We start from the raw sequence: 18,838 nt of genomic DNA on the forward strand, positions 1-18,838 counted from the left end.
ATGAGTAATAAACAGACTCGTGGCCGTCCGTCGAAGATTGATTTGTTGCCGCAGGTTATTCGGGACCAGCTTCACAGTTTGTTGCGTGATAAACGTCATACACAAGAAGATATCCGTGCCGCGATTAATGAACTGATCGATGAAGAAGGCTTACCGGGCGACATGAAAATTTCCCGTACCGGACTGAATCGTTATGCTTCCCGGATGGAAACCCTCGGTGCCCGTATTCGTGAAGGGCGTGAAATTGCCGATGTGTGGGTCTCCCGGTTGGGTTCTGAACCCACGTCTGACGTCGGAAAGCTGTTGCAAGAATTTGTGAAATCCCTGGCGTTTGAAACCAGTATGCACCTGGCGGAAAGCGACAAAGTGGTTGAGCCGAAAGCCTTGTCTCAGTTAGCCCTGGTCGCTGCCCGCATTGAGCAGGCAGCGATGACCAGCACCCGGCGCGAAAAAGAAATCCGCGCGGCCTTTGCCGCGGAAGCCGCAGAGCAGACAGAAACCCTGGTCAAACAGGCCGGTCTCACGGCGGAAGCGGCGGCAGATATCAAGCGTCAAATATTGGGGATTGCTTAATGCTGGCACAGGAATTAAACCCGGCGACGGAATTTATTATCAATGCGGTTAACGACGAAACGTTTGATCCCAATGCGGTGCTGCTGGGTTATCAAAAGCGCTGGATCGCCGATGAATCGGTCTTAAAAATTGCAGAAAAATCGCGGCGGGTCGGGTTGACCTGGGCTGAGGCCGCCGACGCATCACTGACCGCCGCCAAAGCCCGTGACGCCGGCGGCACAAACCATTTCTATATCGGTTCCAATAAAGAAATGGCCCGTGAGTTTATTGATGCGGCGGCCGTGTGGGCTAAGGCTTACGGGCTGGCGGCGGGTGAAATCGGTGAAGAAGTCTTTGAAGATGAAGACAAAGATATTCTGACGTTTGTTATTTACTTTAGCAGCGGGTTTAAAGTCCAGGCATTATCCAGCAATCCGAAGAACCTGCGCGGGATGCAAGGGAATGTCACTATCGATGAAGCCGCTTTTCATGAGCGGCTTGCCGAAGTGCTGAAAGCCGCACTGGCTTTGACGATGTGGGGGGCGAAAGTACGGATTATTTCGACGCATAACGGCACTGAAAACCTGTTCAACGAGTTGATCCAGGACTCACGCGCCGGGCGTAAGCGGTACGCTGTGCATACCATCACGCTGGATGATGCTTGCAATGACGGACTGTATAAGCGTATCTGTCAGGTTTCCCGGCAAATCTGGTCGCAGGAAAAAGAAAATGAATGGAAAACCAATCTGCTCAAAGACACGGCGACGGAAGAGGATGCGCTGGAAGAATATTATTGCGTGCCGAAGCAGGGCAGCGGGGCCTATATCCCCCGCGTGCTGATTGACCGAGCAACCGATGCTCAGTGTGTTGTTGTCCGTTTTGCGATGCCAAAGGGACACATGAGCTGGACGGAAGACGAGCGTAAAAACACGGTACTGACGTTTTGTGAAGAGATGCTGTTACCGGCATTACAAAAACTTGATCCCGATACCCGCCATGCCTATGGGCAGGATTTTGCCCGTTCCGGCGATTTATCTGTTATCGGGGCTGGCAGTATTGAGCAAGACACTCGCCGCAGGCTGTTGATCACCGTTGAACTGCATGATGTGCCTTATAACCAGCAGCGCCAGATAGCCTTTTTTATGATTGACCGGCTCCCCCGCCTGGTGGGTATCGCCATCGATTCGACGGGGAACGGCGGTTATTTAGGGGAAGCCATGTTATTACATTACGGTGAAGATATGGTTGATGCTATCCATGTCACCGATAACTTTTATCGGGAATGGTCGCCGAAATACAAAGCACTGTATGAATCCAATGACATCAGCATCCCTAAAGATGAAGATATCATTACTGACCAGCGTCAAATTCAGAATATCCGGGGTGTCCCCAAAATTGATAAAACCCGCCGAGCCGGGGCAGACGGTAAAAAACGCCACGGTGACAGTGCCGGGGCGTATCTGATGTTTACCCGCGCGACTTATATGGATGGACAAATGATTGACTTTATTCCGCTGCCGGGTAAACACACCGCGGCAAATGACGACGACGATTTACCGACCTTTGAGCGAGGCTGCTGGTGAAAATATTCAACAGATTAGTGGATGCGGTAGGTCGCCGTTTCTGGTTTAAGCCTGATATGCAAACGCAGGATGATGAGTCCCGTGTGTCACAGTTGCGCCGATACTACGGTGATCATCCAGTCAGTGGTTTGACGCCCGCGCGCGCGGCTGACATTCTGATTGATGCCGAGCGCGGCCAGCTACTGGCACAGTGTGAACTGGCGGAAGATATGGAAGAAAAAGACGCGCATTTGCAGTCAGAATTGGGTAAGCGCCGGCGGGCTATCCAGTCTCTGGATTGGGCGATTAAGCCGCCGCCGGATGCCAGCCGGGAAGAAATCCGGGATGCGGAACTGCTGACCGAAATCTTATTAGATGCGAGCTGGTTGCCCGATTGTCTTTTTGATGCCACGGATGCCATTCTGAAAGGATTTTCCTGCCAGGAGATTGAATGGGAAAATGCCGGCGAGCTGATTATTCCGCGTGCGGTGGAATGGCGCGACCCGGCCTGGTTTCAGACGCCTCAGTATGAGCGCAATCAATTACGTTTACGCAACGGGACGGCGGACGGGGAAGATTTGCAGCCGTTCGGCTGGATACAGCATATTGCCAAATCCAAATCGGGCTATCTTGCTCGTACCGGATTAATCCGCACCCTGGTCTGGCCGTTTATCTTTAAAAACTATTCGGTTAGGGACCTGGCCGAGTTTCTGGAAATCTACGGTCTGCCTATCAGAGTTGGGCAATATCCGGCGGGCGCGACCGACAAAGAGAAACAGACTTTACTGCATGCGGTCATGTCAATCGGTCATAACGCCGGCGGGATTATTCCGCGCTCAATGTTGATTGATTTTAAAGCAGCGGCAGACGGCACATCAGACCCGTTTATGGCGATGATGAGCTGGGCTGAACTGAGTATGTCCAAAGCTATTTTAGGCGGCACACTGACCAGTCAGGCTGACGGCGCGACGAGTACTAACGCGCTGGGTAACGTGCATAATGAAGTCCGTTTCGAGGTGCGCAACAGTGACGCAACCCAACTGGCGGCCACGCTGACACGAGACCTGGTGTTTCCATTATACGCCCTCAATTGCAAGTCGTTCGATAATCAACGGCGTAAGCCGGTGTTTGAGTTTGATCTGTCCGAGCCGGAAGACGTGAGCGCCTATGCCGCCGCACTGCCGGGGCTGGTCGGTCTGGGGATGAAAATTCCGGTGCAATGGGTGCATGATAAGCTGCAAATTCCTGTTGCCGCCGATGATGAAGATTGCCTGAAAGTCCCCGAAACACCCGCCGCCCCGGATTTCTCTTCCGCCTTCTTAAACGCTAAAACCGGATGGACAGCATTAACGGCGGAGCCGGTGACATCGGTGAATACGATGCCGGGTGCGGTAAACGGACAGGAATGGCAAAACACGGTTGACCCGCTGCTGGTTCCTATTCTTGCGGCACTGGAAACCGGGGGCTATGAGGCGGCAAAAAATAAAGCGTCTGAACTCTATACTGACATGGACGATGAACAACTGGCTGATATGTTACATCGGGCGATGTTTGTCGCCGAACTTTGGGGACGTCTGAATGCCACAACCGGTTGATTTAGGTATTGCGGCTAAATTAGAGCCAAAACTGGCCGTGGATTATTTTCGCGCCAAGGGCTATGACGTCAACTGGAACTGGCAGGAAACCGATGCTGCCGCTCATGCGCGGGCGTTCACCGTCGCCAAAGCGGCGCGGATGGATATTCTGACGACTATTCGTGATGAGGTGGATAAAGCGCTGAGTCAGGGCACCACCGAACGCGATTTTATTAAAAGCCTAAAACCCCGTTTGCAAGAGCAGGGTTGGTGGGGTAAGCAAATTGTGGTTGACGGTGACGGTAATGCGGAAACCGTCCAGTTAGGCAGCCCGGCCCGGCTGGCAACTATCTATCGCACCAATTTAGCGACCGCCTATCAAGCCGGGCGATATCAGCAACAACTGGCAAGTACAGATACTCATCCCTACTGGCAGTACATTGCTGTCATTGACAAGAACACGCGGAAAAGCCATGCCGCGATGCACGGGCGGGTGTTTCGTTTTGATGATCCGATTTGGAACACGCTCTATCCACCTAACGACTGGGGGTGTCGCTGCCGCGTTCGCGCATTGACTGCCGCACAGGTTAAACGGATGGGGTTAACGGTCGAGTCCAGTCTCGGCGCGGTGAGCACCCAACTTGTTGAAACCGGGGTTGATAAGCGGACGGGTGAAGTTTATCAGTCAGAAGTCACGACGTACCGCAACGGCAAGCAGCGCATGACTACCGGCGCAGGCTGGTCAAACAATGCCGGGCAACTGGCTATGGGGTCGGATATCAGTATTGCGCGTAAGCTGATTGGGTTGCAAAACCGTGAACTCCGTCAGCAGGTTATTCAGTCATTGAATAACGCCCCGGTACGACAACAGGCGTTCGCGCAATGGGTCGGCCAGGTGCTGACGCAACGGCGTCCTGGCAACAACATTCAGCCGCTGGGGTTTATGACCGATGATATTGCCGTGGCCGTGGAGGAACGGACCGGCAAGCCTGCCGCGCGCGTACTGGCTATCAGTGAAAAAGACCTGGTACACGCTGACAGCCTTAAGCATCAGAAAAAAGGCGTCGCCCTGACAATGGCCGAATATCAGGCGTTACCGCGGGTGATTGCCAATCCCTCGGCTGTCCTTTGGGATAAGCAGAATCAGAATTTATTGTATATTCGCAGTGACGATGACCTCACCATTAAAACGGTGGTCAATGCGCCGTGGTCAGTACGCAAACAACCGGATGCCTTAGATGTGGTGATTAATACGTACCGGGTACCGTTAACTGAACTGAAAAAAGGCGTCGCCGGCGGGAATTATGAATTACTGAAAGGAGCGCTGTAACAACAAAGCCCCGAATAACCGGGGCTTGTCACAATGGCGGGAGTCGAACCCGCATAAACGTATGGCTTGCGCTGACGTCGAATTACCGTTATTCGTACACTGTTTAACCTATTTTACCATGAGTGAGAATGAATGCAACTTGACTATCAATTTGATGATGCGGCGATACAGGCGGCCTTTAAACGGGTGCAAAAGCTGGGGCGGGATACGACGCCGATCACCCGTGCAATTGCCGCGGTTCTCGCCAGTGAAAGCGAAGAGGCGTTTGCGCAAGAAGCTGACCCGACGACAGGCAACCCCTGGAAACCGTTAACCAAAAAGTACAAAGCCCGCCTGGCAAAAAAAGGCAAGACAGGCAGAATGTTACAGCGCTCACAGGGGGGGCTGGCGATGTCGTTGTCAACAGAGTATGACGCAGTGAGCGTGGCCATTGGCACTAACAAAGTTTACGCAGCGATCCATCAATGGGGCGGGTTGCCCGATATGCCGCCTGGCCCGGCTGCGGTACCCGCTCGCCCGTATATGGGGCTGTCAGCGCAAGGCGCGGCGGATATTATCGACATTATCAATACGCAGCATGCAGCCGCACTCAAGGCACGTTAGTATGTCCGTCTTACAGAAAAAAAGTTAAACGCCTCCTGAGATTTTTAAACGGGTTTTAAACGGGGTATAGTGTCACTGCTCTCCCCCGTTTTATCTTTTCTTTCCCATGCAGGTGTGATCCCCCACAAACCCACCTTCTTTTCATATTGCCCAGAATGGCAGCATGAAAAAGAAAAGCCCAACTCCCAACACCCGTTTAGCGATTCTGAATGCCTCGATGACTCAGGCCGCCGATGGCTGGTATCAGCTCCTGCCCGCGGGGCATTTTAGTGCCCGTGACGGCCGCCCGGACGATGTTGTCGGTGGGCAGTGGTTTATGGATGCCGCCATTGCTGAACAGTTTATTACGGCGACAGCCGCTGTCGGCCAGCCGGTGTTGTTTGACTACAACCATGTGACATTAAAACAAGATGACGATGCTGCTGCGTGCAAAGACGCTATTGCAGCGGCGTGGCTGAAAAATCCCGCAACAGATATGCAGTGGCGCGAAGGTTTGGGGCTGTTTGTTCGCCTGTCGTTAACGCCGGCGGCTCAAACCGCCATCGATAACCGCGAATGGGCTTATCTGTCCGCCGTATTTCCTTATAACGAGCTGGGCCATCCCCTTTATTTGAGGATGGGCGCACTCACCAATGACCCCGGTTTAACCGGTATGCGGCCTCTGGCTGTGCTGGCGGCGCAAACTCTTTCGGACTTTTTCCCTCCATCAAAACAGGACATTGTTATGAATGATCTTATTCTCCAGTTGCTGGAACAACTGGGTATTGAACTGCCCGACGATACCGCCGAACTCAGCGAAGAGGCACTCAGTGATTTGCTGAATCAGGCGCTGTCAGCGATTGAAGCATTAAAAGCCTCGGCGCAAGCCGCTGTTGATACACAAGAGGTGATTGAGAGTACGGCAGACCCGGACAGTGTGACCAGTGGCGTAACCGATATCGTTGATGATGCCGCCGCTGATATCACCGAAGCAGAGCAGATCCTTGAGGACGCAGCTTTGAATGGTGTCGATTTAACCCGATTTGTTCCCACTCGCGCATATCAGATTCTGGCCCGCCGCGCCGCGGTGTTAAGTGCCCGGTCGGGTGCACAAAGTGCGGAATCGATTATCACCAGTGCTCGCCGTCAAGGGCGGGTTGTCGCGGCAGAGGTGCCTTATTTGCGTGCATTAGCGAGACAGCACGGCATTGCCGAGTTAAAAGCGGCGATTGCAGGCCGGAAAGGCATTACGGCACTCACCAGCCGTCAAACCCTGAGAGCGAAACAACCGTCGCGTATGGCCGTCCTGTCCGCGTCTGAAAAAGAAGCGGCGAGGCTCCAGGGATTATCTGAGGCCGAATTCCTGAAACGCAAACAAAAAGGAGCCAAATAATGGCGATTGTGACCCCCGCGCTGATTAAAGCGTTATTTACCGGCTGGAACGGCGATTTTCAAAACGGGCTTGACCAGGCTCCCAGCCAGTATGAGCACATTGCGACCGTGGTGCCCAGCACGACAAAATCGAATACTTACGGCTGGCTGGGGCAGTTTCCGGGCATGCGGGAATGGATTGGTGACCGCGTTATTAAAGATATGCAATCACACGGTTATCAAATCATTAACCGGCCATTCGAAAGCACAGTGGGCGTTGATCGGGATGATATTGAAGACGATAACGTCGGCATTTACTCGCCGCTGTTTACTGAAATGGGACGTGCCGCCGGTGTGCAGCCAGACGAGTTGGTATTCGGTGCACTGTCAAACGGCTTCTCCAATCTGTGTTACGACAAACAGAACTTCTTTGATGCTGACCATCCGGTCTACCCCGATGTAGACGGTAAGGGTGATGCTAAATCAGTCAGTAATATCTTAACTGATGACAGTTACAAAGGGTTGCCGTGGTTTGTGCTTGATAACTCCAGAGCCATTAAACCGATTATTTTCCAGCAGCGTAAAGCGCCGGAAATGGTAGCGATGGATAAAGTCGATGATGAGCAGAACTTTATGCGCAAGCTCATTCGCTACGGCGTCGATACCCGCTGTGAAGCCGGCTATTCATTCTGGCAACTGGCTTACGCGGCCAAAGCGCCATTGACTGCGGATAACGTCTGGTCGGTGATTTCTGCGATGCGACAGTTTAAGGCTGATGGGGGGCGTCCGCTGGCAATCCGGCCCACTCACCTGGTTGTGCCGCCGGCAATGGAAAAAGAAGCCACCCAGCTCCTTGAGCGTGAACTGACCGTAGACGCCAAGGGCGGCACTATCAGCAATGAAATGAAAGGCCGCCTTGAACTGATTGTGGCGGATTACCTCTAATCACCTGTTAAACGGGGTGTTAACCCCGTTTAAACCCTGTTTAAAGGATGTGAAATGTTATGTCTGATAAAACAAACGCAGCAGCGCTGGATTCGATTGCCCTTGTTGAAATGGCGGGTATTCACGTTGTCAATACAGCGCATGATGGCTATCGGCGTGCGGGGTTTATTTTTCAGCAGGGGGGAAATGCCCTGCCGCCTGTTACGCTGGCGCAGTTTCAGACGCTGGAAGCTGATCCCCGCCTGTCTGTCACGGTTATTACGACAGATACAGATAATGACGAACCGGGGCGGCTGGCTCATCAAGATAACTTATCTCCGTTAACCGGGCCTGAGCAGCCCGGCCGTGATGAGCGGCTATTGAATGCTGTGATGTGTGCTGAACAGGAAACGGACCCGTTGGTCTTTTTCACCAAAAGCGGGACGCCTCGTATTGAGAAATGGCGTGAAATCGTCGGTGACGATATCACCGTTGATGAAATCACGGCAGCACTGGCGCGAGGTGAATAAATGAGTTACGCCCGGCTTGCTGATATGTACGCGCGTTACAGTCGTGACGGTCTTAACACGCTGACGGATGTCAAGATTGATAACTGGGCAGCATTAACCGATGACGAACTGACTCTTGCGCGTCAGCGACTGATACAAACGGCGCTGGATGATGCTTGCGCGACGATTGACGGTTATATCGACAGTCGCGCGACCTTGCCATTGAAAACGGTCCCGTCGGTTCTGGTCAGGGTGGCTTGTGTGCTGGCGCGGTTTTCGCTCGAAGACGGCGCGGCCACGGAAAAAGCCACGAAAGATAGCGAAGAGGCGATTCGCCTGCTGGAAAAAGTCGCCGCCGGGGATGTCAGTCTCGGACTCAGTAAAGAGGCTGAACGCCCGGAGGGCGGTGATGTTGCGCAAATCACCAGTGCCGGCAGTGTCTGGCAGCGCGAGAAATCACGGGGATTTATCTGATGAAGACACCGGCCTCTATCACCAGTGATATTTCGGACGCGTTACTGACGGGCATCCAACAGCTATTTGGTAAAACGCTGCGCAAAGTGGATACCCATCCCGGCCAGTGGAGCGACAGCGCTGTCAAGCTGATTATCAATACCGCACCGGCGGTTTATGTTGCCTGGCTGGGCAGTCGCCAGGGCGAGATACGTCATACGGCGATCAGCACCTGGGGCGTTTTTGTCAGCGCATCCGTGTTAAACGGTAAACAAACCCAGGTGCCAGGCATTTATCAGATTGTTGAACGGCTCACCGCCTGGCTGAACAACCGCCGGATTGCCCCGGCGGGTAATTTCACACTGACTCAGGTTGGCAACCTGTGGAGCGATACGCAAAGTCAGGCAGGCGTGGCGGTGTATGGGCTGTATTTTGATGCGCCGCAGCCGTTGCCGGACCCTGTCGCGATTGACGATTTAGACGATTATGAAACTCATTATCAGCAATGGGAGCAGCCAGCGGGGACGCCTGAACAGGAAGCCCTGATCCATTTACCTACTCAGGATAAATTAACACCATGACTGAATTGCATATTAAACCCACACCGGGGTGGGTTGTTCGTGACCCTGAAACCTATCAGCCCTTAGCGGAAAAAGGGGAAAAAAAGCCCCGTAACGCTTACTGGCTGCGTCGGTTGAAAGACGGTGACGTGATTGAAATATCCGCCACAGTACCAACGAAAAAAGGAGCGCAATAAATGGCTCTCTCATTTAATGAAATCCCGTCCAATATTCGGGTCCCGCTATGCTACATCGAATTTGATAACAGTGCGGCCGTCACCGGCACGCCGCAAATGTTGCATAAGACGCTGCTCTTAGGATTGCGCATGAAAACCGGACGGGTACCCGCCGGGCAACCCTTCCGTGTTACCTCTGCGAGTGCCGCTGAAACCGCATTTGGCCGTGGCTCCATGCTGGCTGAAATGGCCGCATCATTCATCAAAGGCAACGCGTTTGCCGAACTGTGGGCGCTTGCCCTTGACGATACTGACGATGGCGTCAAGGCTGAGGGGAAAATTCAGCTTATCGGCAAGGTGGCTCAGACCGGGCAAATTGCGTTGATGATAGCCGGCGTTCCTGTCCGTGTGACTGTCAAAGCCGGGGATGATGCGGTCACAATGGCCGGTAAAATCCGCGAGACGATTAGTGCACAGGAAAAACTGCCGGTCACAGCAAGTGCAGAAGCCCTGGCTGACACCGTGATATTGAAAGCCAAATGGGGTGGTGAAACCGGCAATGATATTGATGTCCGGGTCAACTACTACGACGGGGAAATGCTCCCGGCGGGCATCAATTTAGCGATCACCCCGATGGGTGGGGCTACGGGCAACCCCGATTTAGCAACCGCCATTACGGCGCTCGGTGATACCTGGTGGAACTATATTGTTAACCCCTTCACCGATGCACCGAATCTCGATTTACTGCGTGATGAACTGAAAACCCGTTGGGGACCGCTGCGGATGATTGACGGCATCTGCTGGATTGCGTACCGCGGCACATTGGCTAAAACCTCAACGTTCGGGACGTTACGCAATGATTATCTGTTTTCCACGCTGGCAACCGGGATTGCGCCACAGCCGACCTATATCTGGGCGGCCACCCTGGCGGGCGTGGCGGTGGGTTCACTGAGTATTGACCCGGCCCGGCCCCTCCAGACGCTGCAACTGCCTGGTATTTTGCCGCCTGCCGCCAGCGACCGCTGGGCATTGAATGAGCGTAACTTGCTGCTCTATGACGGGATATCAACATGCAATGTGGCGGCGGGTAATGTCGTGCAGATTGAGCGCATGATAACCATGTATCGTGAAAACAGCTTCGGCGACCCCGACCCCAGTTATCTGGATGTCGAAACTATCGCGACTCTCTCGTATCTGCGTTACTCAACACGGGTGCGTATCACGCAAAAATACCCGCGTCATAAGCTGGCCAATGACGGTACGCCGTTCAGCGCCGGACAGGCGATAGTCACGCCGTCCGTCATCAGAACGGAGTTGTTGGCACTGTTTACCGAACATGAATTTGCCGGACTGGTGGAAGATTTTGACGCGTTTAAAGCAACATTGATTGTGGAGCGCGACAGCAGTGATCGCAATCGCATTAACGTACGCAGCAATCCGAACCTGGTTAATCAGTTCCGTATTTATGCGCACGCTATCCAGTTTATTTTGTAATAAGGAAAAATGATGGCAAGCCCCTATCAGTACACCGGTATCGCGTATATCCGGCTTAACGGCAAAGAAATTCAGACCAAGGATGGTGCGCAACTGACGCCCGGCGGCGTAACACGCGACCCGGTTATCGGTGCCCGGGTTTACGGCTGGCAGCAGACACCGAAAGAAGCCCGGCTGAGCTGTGTTATTCCACAAGGCCCCGGCGTCAGTCTGTTTGTGATTAAAAATATGGTGGATGCGACTATCGAATTTGAATGTGACACCGGCGAACGTTTTATGCTCGCTAATGCCTGGTGCGACGGTAATGTGTCGCTCACCAGCAAAGGTGAGATATCCGCGGAATTTATCGGCATTGAATGTAAGGAAATTTAACCATGTTTCAGTTAAAGCACGGCCTGCAATACGGCCATGACGACGAGGCCGAAAAGCAGTTTGATGTGGAGCTGCGCCAGTTAACCGCCGGCGATTTGATTGATGCCGAAACCGCCAGTGAGCGGGTCGTGATGACGGAAAAAGGCCCGATGCTGCTCTCCAGTCCGGCGCTAATGGGCTATGAGCTGTTACGCCGCACTATCGCGCGGATTGGCAATATCAACGGTCCAATTCCCATGACATTGCTGAAAACATTGCATCAGGATGATTTGGAGTTGATTGCCAGCCAGGCCGGTTTACAGCGTCATGTCGCGATGGAAACGATGAGGCAAGTCGCAGACGAGGGGCGATAGTTTGCAGTGCGTTCGGGCTATCGAGCGCACTGCCTTATCCGTCGGTATTCGGCTTAAGGGTGGGCCAGCCTGGGCGCTGGCCTTACCGCTGCCGAAACTATTGCTGTACTCACACTGGCTGGAGAAACGCTAAATGACAACGAAAAATCGCGCCGAATTTATTGTTAATCTGGTCGGCAATGTAACACAAAAAGCCCGTCAGTTCGGGGCCAGTATCCGCCGGTTCGGCACGGAAGGCAGCCGCTCAATGCGGCTGTTTTCCAGTGCGGTAACCGGGGCTAACGGTATTCTGGATAAATTTGATAACCGCATGGTGGGATTTGTGACAGGCGGCGGGCTTGCAATGGCGGGCAAACAAGTTGCCGACCATCAACAGACCATCACTGAATTGGGTACAACCTATAATCTGACGGCGGACCAGGTGATGAAACTGGATGCCGCGGTAACCAAAGTCGCCGCGCATCGTAAACTCAGTACTTCTGATTTAACGACCGGTGCAGAAGCCTTCCTGGGAAAAACGAATGATTTTGAGGCGACCTTAGCGCAACTGGACAATATTGCACTAACGATTAACGCGATAAAACTGGAAGCCAGTGCTGCCGGGGATGAATTGGGCGGGATGTTTAATGTTGGCTTTAAGTCCCCAGAGAAAATGCGAAAATGGCTGGACAGCGTAGTTTCTGCCAGCAAAGAGGGAACGGGCAATATTGGTGACCAACTGGCCGCATTAAGGGGATTAGGCAAAGATACAAAATGGCAATCCCAGTTAGACCAACAGCAAATGCTGGCAGTGCTGCGGGTTGCCGATGCCGAATTCAATGATCCAGCGCAGGCTTTTTCTGCCATGCAAGGTTTTTACGACGTTATTAATGATAAAGAAAAGCAGAAAATTTTAAAACGAAAAGGCCGGATTAATGTAAAAGATAAAAATGGTCAATTTAAACATCCCCTCGATTTAATGTTTGAAATCGGCACGGCGGCCAAAAATAAAGAAAACAATTTAAAAGATGTTTTTGATGGCGATACCTTGAAACTGGCCATGGTTTTTGCTGATCCCAAAAAACGGGATTTGGTAAAAAAAATTGCTCACCCGAAAAATATTGAAGAGGGATTGCTGGAGAAAAAAGCCACCCAAAACGTTCAGACATTTAATGGTGCTCTGACATCATTAATGAATACCGGCGAGCGATTTGCGCAGTTAAAGCTGGCTAAGCCGGTTCAAGACCTGGCCGATGCCATTCATTCACTTACCCCTGAAGAGCTAGACAAATATGCCGCCGCGGTTGAAAAAGCCGCGTATGCCATCGGGGCTGCTGTAGCGGCACGATATACATGGCGCGGTTATAAAAAGTTATCCGATATGGTCAAAGGACCTGGGGGCGCAAATTCCACTTCCCCGTCTAATAATGGCAAACTGGGGGCGGGTGATTCGGATGTGGTGCCCGTTTATGTCACGAACTGGCAAGACCAGAACAACAATAATGCAACTGGCCCTGATGATATCTTTAAATCAAAAAAAGGCAGACTCCGTGGAGCGGCAATTGCATCAACCATTGCGCTGCCCGGGTTGTCATCTGAAGAAGTCAGTCAAAATCTTAATAAGCATTTCGAACGGATGCGTGAAGAATATCCCTATGCCTACGACGAAAACGGTAAAGCACGTGGCTCCTCAATATTCCCCGTCAACCTTACGAACTGGTATTACAAACATAACGATCAGATAGTGAAAGAAGGGATCAAGCCTTCCCCTTATTTAACCGGAAATTGGGAACAGAAGTCTCCTCCGTCGCTGGCAGAACCTGCAAGCCCGCAGCCGCAGCAAAATCAGCAAAAACCGCCGGAAGGCAAGATTACGATCCAGGTTGAAACGACCGGGGATATCAAAGCGAAAACGAAATCAGTCAAATCGGAAAATATCGATTTGCGGGTGAACACCGGTTACAGCTACGGGAGAAGTTACTGATGATGTCCGATTTTGATGACGTGTTAACCCTGTTTAATGATACCTCCTGGCGTTCAAAAGTGGGGACGGGTAAAGGGACATTTCGCGGTGCCCCATTCTATATTATTGATGATGCGACATTGACTGGCGGCCGTCGTGTGGTTCGTCATGAATACCCGTTGCGGGATGATGGCGAAACCGAAGACATGGGGTTGACCACACGCGAGTATTCATTTACAGCAGTGGTGTTTGGTGATAACTATTTTAGTCAGCGTGATGCGCTGATAACGGCACTTGAAGCTCCTGAACCCGGCGAAATCGATCACCCCTACTGGGGCAAGCAGCGAATTCAAATCGAAACCTACACCGTGCGGGAATCCTGCTATACCGGTGGGGTTGCGATGTTCTCTGTCACCTTTGTGCCGGCAGCGGATAAAACCGCCCCGGTTGAAGCGCACAAGCCCGAACTGAACAGTGACAGCCTGACAAATCGCGTTCTGTCCGATGTCACAGCAGCATGGGGCACCGTAACCGGCGCAATAGCTAAAGTCACCGATACGCTGAATACCGTTGAAGCGACGGTTAATACTATTGTTAACGGTATTCGCAGTTTGCCTGCCACATCAGGTATGAACCAATTATTAGGTTCCGCACTGGCGCTGAAAGGCTCCTTAAAGAATCTGATTAATGCCCCGCATCAGCTCTTTGATGATATCGCTAGTTTGGTCAGCGGCATGGCGGAAGTTGCTCCACCCGCCGTTGCCAGCCGGGCATTACGTAAAACCGGCAGCAGTATTCAGGTGCAATCAAAACCGAATGTGCCGGCAGTGGCGCATTTACAACATGTAGTGAATACCACCACCACGGTTTTTATTGCGGCTCAACTTGCCGGGTTAGTGTTAAACGCAGCGACAGAAGCCGCGAAAACCAAACCGCCGACACCCTCATTAACCCTGGCCGGAACGTCTTACACCGTTTTTTCTTCGTCAGCCGTTAATGCTCAGTCATCCGAATTTGAGGCTGAACTCTCGATAACTGCCATTCCGCTGATTGAAACGCTGGATGATACCCGTAAAGCCAGCACACAGCTTGATGATGAGCTGATGCAATTACTGATAGCGACCGGGGATTTGGGCTGGTTCGAGACCTCAAATCAGTTACGAGATTTTCGCATTACCTTTGTGCAACAAATGCAGGCCACCGCGGGGGCGTTACCGACCGCCAGGCATATTGCACTGGCAGGAACAGAGCCGGCATTGGTCACGCTTTATCGTGAAACGGGTGATGTGCGGCAACTGGACCGTTTTATCCGCCGAAATGGTATTCGGCATCCGGCGTTCGTCACCGGCGGCATAGAAATCGAGGTGATTAATGGCTAATACGATTGAATTAATTTTGGGTAACAAAATCTATTCGGGCTGGAAAACGTTGGATGTCACCCGCAGCCTTGAAGATATGGCCGGGCAATTCTCGTTAGGCGTCACAGTTAAAAGCGGTGACTCTCCGCTAGTGCTTTTACCCGGTCAATCATGCCAGCTTGAAATGAATGGTCAGCGGGTAATTACCGGTTATGTGGATACGGTGGAAACCAGTATTGATGATGAGCGGACTATCACAGTGTCTGGCCGGGATAAAACCGGTGATTTGGTTGATTGTGCCGCAATACATGGCAAGGGCCAGTGGCGTAATGTCACTTTGGAAACTATCGCCAAAGACTTGTGTAAGCCGTTCGGTGTCGCCGTTCGCTGGGAAGTCAAAACGGCATCAGCGGCAACCGTGTTCAAACAATGGCAGATTGAACCCGGCGAAACCGTGTTTGATAACCTGTCCCGCGCGGCCCGGCACCGTGGGGTGCTGGTAACCAGTAATGCCCTGGGTGAACTGGTTTTTACCACTGCCGGCACGGAAAAAGCCGGTGTTTTGGTGCTGGGGCCAGCAGACAATCAGGGCGTGAAAATTCAAACGATTGACACTTATCTATCGTGGATTGACCGGTTCAGTCTGTACCGCGTTAAGGGCAGTAATGCCGCCGGCGGTTTATGGGGTGAAACCCAAACCCCGGCGCAATCTACCGCGATTAATATTGATGTGCGTGATGCTGAAATCACCCGCTATCGCCCGACAATTATTCTTGCTGACGATAACCTGACCACTGCAAAAGGCAATGCGCGTGGCTCATGGGAACAGAAGCGTGCACTGGCGCATGGTATGACTGCAACAGTTGGCGTCACTGGATGGTTCAAACCAAATGGTCAGCTTTGGCAGCCTAACGAACTGGTGACGTTAAACGCCCAGCCAGCCGGATTGAATGAGAAAGCGCTGTTGATTGTCTCGGTGAATTATACGCTTGATAACGATGCGGGCACGGTAACAAAGCTCGAACTGATGCCGCGTGACGGTTTTAACGAACCCGCCCAGCCTGAACCCAAAACCAATAATGGAATGTGGAAATGATTAATCAGCTTCATAAGCTCACCGCCAGCATCCAGCGCCGGGTCAGGCTGCTGATATGTCGCGGTGTGGTTAATATTGTCAATGACTCGCTGAAACAGCAAAACCTGCAAGTTTCGTTGCTCGCTGATGAAGCGGCTGACGATGTGGAACGTTTTCAAAACTATGGTCACAGTAGTGTTCCGCCCGTCGGCAGTGAGGCTATTGTGTTGTCGGTCAGTGGCGTTCGCCAGCACCTGGTTGCGATTGCCGTCGATAATAAAAACAGTCGCCTGGGTAAGTTAAAGGCGGGTGACAGTGCGCTTTATCACCTGGAAGGGCACCATGTTTTACTGACTGAAAATGGTGTTGTTCGCATTCAGTGCAAGCGTCTGGAAGTCGTGGCGGATGAAATTGTGTTTGATACTCCCCAAACCCGCTTTACCGGCAATGTTGATATTGTTGGGGTCAGTACAGCGGACAATCATATGTCAGGTTCAACCAGCGGTAAAGACCATATTCACACTGAACACGACGGATACAGCACGAGCAAACCGAAATGAATGACATTGCGCTTCAATGGCAAACCAACAACGCAGACATTGCTATCAAGCATGCGGATATTGTGCTCGATAACTCATTAGCTACCGCAGTCATTATTTCCTTGTTTACTGACCGTCGGGCACTGGATTCTGACGAGCTTCCTTCGGGGGCCGGTACTGACAAACGCGGTTGGTGGGGAGACTCATTTAATGCGCGGCCAATCGGCAGCCGTTTGTGGCTGTTATCACGAGAGAAACAGTTGTCATCGGTTTTGCATCGAGCCAAAGCCTATGCAGAAGAAGCGCTGACATGGCTGATTGAAGATAACCATGCAAAGCAAATCACTGTTGCCGCAACAGCACCCGAACGCGGGGTTTTACTGTTGACAATTAATATTACTCTATTCAACGGCAGTGTGTTGCCATTGTCGTTTAAAGCCCATTTAAGTGTGATTTAAATGCCGTATAAAGCCCCATCTCTTAGCGCGTTACTGGCTCGTACTCAGTCAGATATTGAGAGTCGTTTACCCGGCACATTTGCCCGTTCTGCATTTAGCACGACCGGAGCAATTGCTTTTGCTAACGCGGGTAACGCAGCCGGATTGCATGATCATCTTGCATGGACCAGTCGGCAGGTTGTCCCTCATCTTTCAGACGATGACAAACTACTGGAACATTGTGAGTTCTGGGGGATATGGCGTAAACCCGCCACTCAGGCAACAGGCAGTATTACAGTGACGGTGCTAAATGAAACCGTGATACCGAAAGGCACACGCTTTCAGCGCCCGGACGGTGTTGTTTTTGAGTCTGTTGATGATGTTTATGCGGCACTGGGTGAAAACCCAGTTTCTGTTATTGCCATCGAACCCGGCAGGCAAGGAAATACAGCATCCGGCGTTGAATTTGAATTGGTTTCGCCGGTTGTCGGTGTGAAAACCCAAGCCATGACTCATTACATTGGCGGTGGTGCAGAACTGGAATCGATTGATTCACTGCGTTCTCGTTTGTTGTTCAGAGTGCAATACCCGCCATCCGGGGGCAATAAATATGACTATGAACGCTGGGCTAAGGAATGTGCAGGGGTCACTCGTGCGTGGTGTATCCCGCGCTACCGTGGCTATGGGTCAGTCGGTGTTTTATTCGTGATGGACGAAGAAACCAATATATTTCCGCGACCTGGCGATCTGGTCCGTGTGAAAGAATACCTGACCGGGCATATCAACCCGGTGACCAATCAGGCAGAGGGTAAGACTACCGGGGCAGAACTGATTGTTGAAAGCCCTGTTGCTAAAGTCATTAATTTTCGTATTCGTTTATCGCCGAATACCGAAGCAGTTCGCCATGCAGTAAAAACCAGTCTGAAAAGTTATCTTGAAAATTTGCCGCATGGTGGACTGGCTTTACTCTCAGAAATGCGGGCGGCAATTTCTAATGCCCCTGGCGAAATTGATAATACTGTAATTTCGCCCGTTGCAGACGTATATGCGGCAGAGAATGAAATTTTCGTGCTGGGAGATATCGAATGGCAATGACCGCAAAAGACTATCAAAAATCTGGGCTTGATTTATTGCCAGTCGGCAAAGCCTGGGTAAGAGATCCCGATAGTGATCTGGGTAAATTAATGCTTGCCTCCGGCGAAGAATTTGCCCGTATCGACGTGATTAATGATGCCATTTTAAATGAAATTTATGCTGACCGGGCTTTTATGCTGCTCGAAGATTGGGAAGTGTTCGCCGGGCTTCCCGATTGCAGCATTGACGATGAGTCAACGATTGACAGTCGCCGTCAGGCGGTAAAAGCAAAATTAGTGATGTCGGGCAGTCTTTGTAATCAATTTTATGCGCACCTGGCGGCAGAACGCGGCTATCGTATTAAAATTGAGGAGCATTACCCCCATCATTGCCTGCGTGGATGCAACTATCCCATTTATCCAGAAAAGAATTGGTTTCGTGTTTTTGTTCATGTCTTTGAAAGAACCTCGCGCTTTTCAACTGTGCTTGATAATTGTCAGCAACGCTTGCGTGTTGCTGATGCGGCAGACCTTGAGTGTTTATTAGAACGCTATGCCCCCGCCGAAACTGAATTTGTATTTATTTATCATGAGGATTAACG

Annotated in this window: 22 protein-coding genes; all 22 read left to right on the forward strand. The window is 51.7% G+C overall.

The window, feature by feature from the left end:
- The 22 genes from EAE91_RS17770 (at window position 1) to EAE91_RS17870 (ending at window position 18,836) form a co-directional block, all read left to right on the forward strand.
- Entirely contained in the window at window positions 1–573 is a 573-nt protein-coding gene (locus EAE91_RS17770; RefSeq protein WP_214089633.1) for a DUF3486 family protein, read from the forward strand.
- The gene (locus EAE91_RS17775; protein WP_214089634.1) at window positions 573–2,135 is read left to right on the forward strand and encodes a terminase large subunit domain-containing protein; all 1,563 of its coding nucleotides are present in this window, start codon (window positions 573–575) and stop codon (window positions 2,133–2,135) included. Before EAE91_RS17770 ends, EAE91_RS17775 begins: the two co-directional genes overlap by 1 nt.
- On the forward strand, window positions 2,132–3,709 hold the full coding sequence (locus EAE91_RS17780) for a DUF935 domain-containing protein (protein ID WP_247983029.1): 1,578 nt from the start codon (window positions 2,132–2,134) through the stop codon (window positions 3,707–3,709). Before EAE91_RS17775 ends, EAE91_RS17780 begins: the two co-directional genes overlap by 4 nt.
- Complete coding sequence (locus EAE91_RS17785) at window positions 3,693–5,018, forward strand: phage head morphogenesis protein (protein WP_214089635.1); 1,326 nt, start codon at window positions 3,693–3,695, stop codon at window positions 5,016–5,018. Before EAE91_RS17780 ends, EAE91_RS17785 begins: the two co-directional genes overlap by 17 nt.
- Window positions 5,019–5,150: 132 nt before the next feature.
- A complete protein-coding gene (locus EAE91_RS17790) occupies window positions 5,151–5,621 on the forward strand; it encodes a phage virion morphogenesis protein (protein ID WP_214089636.1) in 471 nt (156 codons plus the stop codon).
- Between the two features lie 163 nt (window positions 5,622–5,784).
- Complete coding sequence (locus EAE91_RS17795) at window positions 5,785–6,993, forward strand: phage protease (RefSeq protein WP_214089637.1); 1,209 nt, start codon at window positions 5,785–5,787, stop codon at window positions 6,991–6,993.
- Window positions 6,993–7,916 (forward strand): Mu-like prophage major head subunit gpT family protein, encoded by a 924-nt coding sequence (locus tag EAE91_RS17800; protein WP_214089638.1) that lies wholly within the window; start codon window positions 6,993–6,995, stop codon window positions 7,914–7,916. Before EAE91_RS17795 ends, EAE91_RS17800 begins: the two co-directional genes overlap by 1 nt.
- Before the next feature lie 59 nt (window positions 7,917–7,975).
- The gene (locus EAE91_RS17805) at window positions 7,976–8,425 is read left to right on the forward strand and encodes an HI1506-related protein (protein ID WP_214089639.1); all 450 of its coding nucleotides are present in this window, start codon (window positions 7,976–7,978) and stop codon (window positions 8,423–8,425) included.
- Window positions 8,426–8,878, forward strand: coding sequence for a gp436 family protein (locus tag EAE91_RS17810; protein WP_214089640.1), 453 nt, complete (start codon window positions 8,426–8,428; stop codon window positions 8,876–8,878). It abuts the gene before it with no gap.
- Window positions 8,878–9,438 carry a DUF1834 family protein gene (locus EAE91_RS17815; protein WP_214089641.1) on the forward strand — a complete coding sequence of 187 codons (561 nt, stop codon included), beginning with the start codon at window positions 8,878–8,880 and terminating at the stop codon, window positions 9,436–9,438. The genes EAE91_RS17810 and EAE91_RS17815 overlap by 1 nt, the downstream gene beginning before the upstream one ends.
- A complete protein-coding gene (locus EAE91_RS17820) occupies window positions 9,435–9,614 on the forward strand; it encodes a DUF2635 domain-containing protein (protein ID WP_065824580.1) in 180 nt (59 codons plus the stop codon). The genes EAE91_RS17815 and EAE91_RS17820 overlap by 4 nt, the downstream gene beginning before the upstream one ends.
- On the forward strand, window positions 9,615–11,087 hold the full coding sequence (locus EAE91_RS17825) for a phage tail sheath subtilisin-like domain-containing protein (RefSeq protein WP_214089642.1): 1,473 nt from the start codon (window positions 9,615–9,617) through the stop codon (window positions 11,085–11,087). It begins immediately after the preceding gene.
- Window positions 11,088–11,099: 12 nt separating this feature from the next.
- Window positions 11,100–11,459, forward strand: a complete 360-nt coding sequence (locus EAE91_RS17830) for a phage tail tube protein (RefSeq protein ID WP_036782269.1) — start codon at window positions 11,100–11,102, stop codon at window positions 11,457–11,459.
- Window positions 11,460–11,461: 2 nt separating this feature from the next.
- Window positions 11,462–11,812 (forward strand): phage tail assembly protein, encoded by a 351-nt coding sequence (locus tag EAE91_RS17835; protein ID WP_214089643.1) that lies wholly within the window; start codon window positions 11,462–11,464, stop codon window positions 11,810–11,812.
- Window position 11,813: 1 nt separating this feature from the next.
- Complete coding sequence (locus EAE91_RS24615) at window positions 11,814–11,945, forward strand: hypothetical protein (RefSeq protein ID WP_255562357.1); 132 nt, start codon at window positions 11,814–11,816, stop codon at window positions 11,943–11,945.
- Window positions 11,946–13,775, forward strand: coding sequence for a phage tail tape measure protein (locus EAE91_RS17840; protein ID WP_214089644.1), 1,830 nt, complete (start codon window positions 11,946–11,948; stop codon window positions 13,773–13,775).
- Window positions 13,775–15,133 carry a DNA circularization protein gene (locus EAE91_RS17845; RefSeq protein ID WP_244868912.1) on the forward strand — a complete coding sequence of 453 codons (1,359 nt, stop codon included), beginning with the start codon at window positions 13,775–13,777 and terminating at the stop codon, window positions 15,131–15,133. Before EAE91_RS17840 ends, EAE91_RS17845 begins: the two co-directional genes overlap by 1 nt.
- Window positions 15,126–16,208: a phage baseplate assembly protein gene (locus EAE91_RS17850; RefSeq protein ID WP_214089645.1), complete on the forward strand. Its 1,083-nt coding sequence runs from the start codon at window positions 15,126–15,128 to the stop codon at window positions 16,206–16,208. Before EAE91_RS17845 ends, EAE91_RS17850 begins: the two co-directional genes overlap by 8 nt.
- Window positions 16,205–16,747, forward strand: coding sequence for a phage baseplate assembly protein V (locus EAE91_RS17855; RefSeq protein WP_214089646.1), 543 nt, complete (start codon window positions 16,205–16,207; stop codon window positions 16,745–16,747). Before EAE91_RS17850 ends, EAE91_RS17855 begins: the two co-directional genes overlap by 4 nt.
- Entirely contained in the window at window positions 16,744–17,184 is a 441-nt protein-coding gene (locus EAE91_RS17860) for a phage GP46 family protein (protein WP_214089647.1), read from the forward strand. The genes EAE91_RS17855 and EAE91_RS17860 overlap by 4 nt, the downstream gene beginning before the upstream one ends.
- On the forward strand, window positions 17,185–18,258 hold the full coding sequence (locus tag EAE91_RS17865; protein ID WP_214089648.1) for a baseplate J/gp47 family protein: 1,074 nt from the start codon (window positions 17,185–17,187) through the stop codon (window positions 18,256–18,258).
- Entirely contained in the window at window positions 18,249–18,836 is a 588-nt protein-coding gene (locus EAE91_RS17870) for a YmfQ family protein (protein WP_214089649.1), read from the forward strand. Before EAE91_RS17865 ends, EAE91_RS17870 begins: the two co-directional genes overlap by 10 nt.
- Window positions 18,837–18,838: the final 2 nt, after the last annotated feature.

The sequence above is a fragment of the Photorhabdus noenieputensis genome (genome assembly GCF_018448935.1).
Taxonomy (GTDB): domain Bacteria; phylum Pseudomonadota; class Gammaproteobacteria; order Enterobacterales; family Enterobacteriaceae; genus Photorhabdus; species Photorhabdus noenieputensis.